The 3,490-nt window shown below is 47.6% G+C and carries 4 protein-coding genes and 1 pseudogene; 1 reads left to right on the forward strand and 4 read right to left on the reverse strand.

Translation table 11 applies throughout. The annotated features are described in order from the left end of the window. The 4 genes and pseudogenes from ACQY6Q_RS17460 to ACQY6Q_RS17475 all read right to left on the reverse strand — a co-directional run. Positions 1-627, reverse strand: a pseudogene (locus ACQY6Q_RS17460) (COG3014 family protein); the annotation flags it as partial. Continuing rightward, complete coding sequence (def, locus tag ACQY6Q_RS17465) at positions 624-1,169, reverse strand: peptide deformylase (RefSeq protein ID WP_427983409.1); 546 nt, start codon at positions 1,167-1,169, stop codon at positions 624-626. The pseudogene ACQY6Q_RS17460 and the gene def, both read right to left, overlap by 4 nt. Positions 1,170-1,238: 69 nt before the next feature. Further along, positions 1,239-1,451, reverse strand: a complete 213-nt coding sequence (locus ACQY6Q_RS17470) for a SlyX family protein (protein WP_011716034.1) — start codon at positions 1,449-1,451, stop codon at positions 1,239-1,241. Between the two features lie 9 nt (positions 1,452-1,460). After that, on the reverse strand, positions 1,461-2,411 hold the full coding sequence (locus ACQY6Q_RS17475; RefSeq protein WP_249554160.1) for a WD40 repeat domain-containing protein: 951 nt from the start codon (positions 2,409-2,411) through the stop codon (positions 1,461-1,463). A 154-nt stretch (positions 2,412-2,565) separates the two neighbouring features. Between ACQY6Q_RS17475 and fkpA the strand changes: the two genes are divergently transcribed. Next, on the forward strand, positions 2,566-3,336 hold the full coding sequence (gene fkpA, locus ACQY6Q_RS17480) for an FKBP-type peptidyl-prolyl cis-trans isomerase (protein WP_011716036.1): 771 nt from the start codon (positions 2,566-2,568) through the stop codon (positions 3,334-3,336). Positions 3,337-3,490: the final 154 nt, after the last annotated feature.

Genomic DNA, 3,490 nt, shown 5'->3' on the forward strand with positions numbered 1-3,490 from the left:
GAGGAAGGAGCTGGTCACTGTGCCAGCGGCTTGACCGAGCTTATTCACTTCAGCATCTATGGTGCCATTGGCCATAGCCTGCACGGATTTTTGCGATTTTTGATAACGTTCCTGCTCAGAGCCTTGCAGCTCATTACTGCGGCGAACTTCCACCAATGCGCCTTGATAGTCACCGCTGAACAGGTAATTCAAGGCTTGATATTGGTGCAGCATAATGCGCTCGTAGCCAGGGCCGCGATAGGGGATGGCATTATCGTTTAACACTAAGCTGCTAGCCGTTGCACCTATATCGCTGGCGCTGATCTTGGCTTTGTCATCGAAGACAGTATAGGCATCTACCGCTTGCTGATAGTACTTACGGCTGCTGGCAAAATCTCCGGCGACCTGTGCCACGCGTCCTGCTTCTTGAGCGTAGAGTAGGCCATCGTTACCTTGGATATTGCTGGCTAATTTCTCGATATCCGCCATGGGCGTTGCGGTATTGAGCTCTTGTTTTATCGGTGCAATTTGCGCCGGATAATTGATAAAAATACTGTTATAGGCACAGCCGCTCGAGCCTAAAATGGCCGCGAACAGTAGTGTGCTGATTGTGGGTCTGATTAAAGAATGAATGAAGGTGCTGTTCATGCCTGATGATTACCTGCTTGCGCCATTACTGTTTGCTCCGGCATTTGTGAACGCTCTAGCAAAGTGATCCCTTGTAGATGATCAAACTCATGTTGGAAAATACGAGCAATAAAACCTGTTAACTCAGTCTGTTGCCATTGGCCTGCAAGATCTTGATAGCGCACGACAATCGTCTGGTGGCGCCAAATGCTAAACCTTTGACCGGGAACCGATAAGCAGCCTTCTTCACCGCTAACTAATTCAGCAGAGGCAGACAAGATCTGTGGATTGACCACCACGACAGGGTCCATTAGCGGCGCATCGGGATAACGCTCGTTCGGCCGAGATGCCATGATAAACAGTGCTAGCGGGCTGTGCACTTGCGGTGCGGCAATACCAACGCCTTTGGCGGCCACCATGCTCAGCGCCATCTGCTCAGCTAATTGACTCAAGGCCGTGTCGAAGTCGCGTACTTCAATGGCGTGCTCTTTTAAAATGGCTTCACCCACCAAAGCGATTGGCAGTGGCTGACTGGGCGCTTGTAACATCTCATCTTTAAACATCGCATTCCCTGGATATTTAGTGGCCATAGTGTTGTTAGCGGATTTTGTTACCCATTATCCGTTATCAAATTAATAATGGGGTGGTGGCGTTTCTTCTGCTTGGGTCGCAATATTGCTGGGTTCCATCGCCTTTAACTTACCAATCAATAACTGAATTTGATGTTGCTGATTGGCGATGAGCTGGTTCAGCTTAATGACCTCTTGGTTTAACTCTTCGACCGTGAGCTCTTGAAAAGCCAATTTCATTTGCAGCTCTTCAATCTGTTCTTGTACGCCTTGCATGACTAACCTCTACTCCTGCCAAGTCTCAACTAGGCCTTGGCTACTGATACTAACCACTTTATTGGTATCTCGAATTGCCACAGAGTATACAACGGCTCCTCGGTTTTGGCTGTTTTTAGTCAGCGCAATTTGCCACTTAGCAATAGGTTTACCCGTTTGGCGTTGCCAGAGTATGACTTCGCGCGCGGGCGTGCCTGTGAGCAACTGAGTGTCTTGCTTGGCGAAACGCACTGCCGAGAAGGTCATTTGCCGACGTTTAATCTCTAATTGATTTAACAGCTTACCATTAGTGTTGTCCCAAATGTTCGCCTCATTGGTACTGCCATTGGTAAAGCTTAATGTGCCGCTGTCGTTGAGTGCCACCTTAGTTACTCGGCTACCTATATCCCAAGTGTGGATAGGCTGCCCCGTTTGCGCCTGCCACAGGATAGCTTGCATATCATTGGAGCCTGACAGGGCAATACGTCCATCGGCGGAAAGCGCAACCGTATTCACTCTTTCCTTATGCCCTAAAAATTTTATCAATGCGGTTTTGGCCGCATTGAGCGACATCACGCTGCCATCGTTCAAACCAATCAGTAAGGCGCCATTGTTAGCTACCGCTACACTCTCACCCGAGGCGGGCAGCGACCACCATCCGCGGGATTTGCCGTCGGCTATTGTCCATAGGGCAACTGAATCGCGGCTTAACGAGGCGGCGAACTCGCCGTTAGGGGAAATGGCGGTGGCCGTGACGCCAGTGTTGAGGTCGCCATGTACCCATTGGTACTTGAGGCTGTGGGTGATTAAGTCCCAACATTGCACCCCTTGGCTTTGGGTGGCGACAATGGCGATATTGCCGTCGCTAGAGAGGCTCGCGCTGTATGAGGGTTCCTGTGAAAGCACTCGAATATCATCGGCTTTGGGCTGACAGGCCGCTAAAAAAAGTGTGCAAAATACCAGCAGTAGGGTTTTCTTCATGAACTTGCTCCTAAAGTTGGTGTCTCTAGTCCGGTAGAGTGAGATTAATCACAGTTAACACATAACAGAATCTAGTTGGTATAACCCAGATAACTAGTATACAGTTGTCGCGCTTAGGTTATTGTAACCGCTTGAGGATGCTGAGGAAGCTTTAATGAAATCGATTTATAAATTATCGTTAGTTGCATTGGCTGTTATTGGCCTATCTGCTTGTAATCAAGAAGAAAAAGCAACAAATGCAAGCACAAATGTTGAATTAACGACTGAAGCACAAAAAGAAGCCTACAGTGTTGGCGCTTCAATCGGTCGTTATATGTCTGGCCATATCAAAGAGCAAGAAGAATTAGGCCTGCCAGTTGACCGTGCGCTGATCGTGACTGGTTTTACTAACGGTCTGAATGATCAACTGAAATTAACCGAAGAAGAAATGCAAACCATTCTTCAAGGTTTAGATAAAAAGTTAAACGACAAACGTACAGAACAAGCTAAAGCCATTGCTGCGAAAAACATCGAGGATGGTAAAAAGTTCCTCGAGGAAAACAAAGCTAAGCCTGGCGTAGTGACCACTGAATCGGGTCTGCAATACGAAGTGTTAACACCAGGTTCTGGTGACAAGCCAGCGGCTGAAGACACTGTAGAAGTGGATTACGTAGGTACACTGCTTGACGGTACTGAGTTTGATAGCTCATACAAGCGTGGTCAAACGGCTAAGTTCCCATTAAACCGCGTTATTCCAGGCTGGACCGAAGGCGTACAGTTAATGCCTGTTGGTGCTAAGTACAAGTTTGTTATCCCTGCAAACTTAGCTTATGGCGACCGCGATACTGGTACTATTCCACCAAACTCAACCCTGATTTTTGAAGTTGAACTGAAATCAATTGAGAAAGCACAAGCGGCTCCTGCTGCTGAGCCTGCTAAAAAGTAATTTGCAGTGATAACAACTTAACTCGGGTTAAGTTTTGCACTCATAGAATACCGCCCACCTAGGGCGGTATTTTTTTGCATTCGAAATGACTAAGCAGTGCTGTAAGCGATACACATAAAACCATGGGGCAACTTGTTTAACCGTTTTACAGCAT

The sequence above is a fragment of the Agarivorans sp. genome, from assembly GCF_050295395.1.
Taxonomy (GTDB): domain Bacteria; phylum Pseudomonadota; class Gammaproteobacteria; order Enterobacterales; family Celerinatantimonadaceae; genus Agarivorans.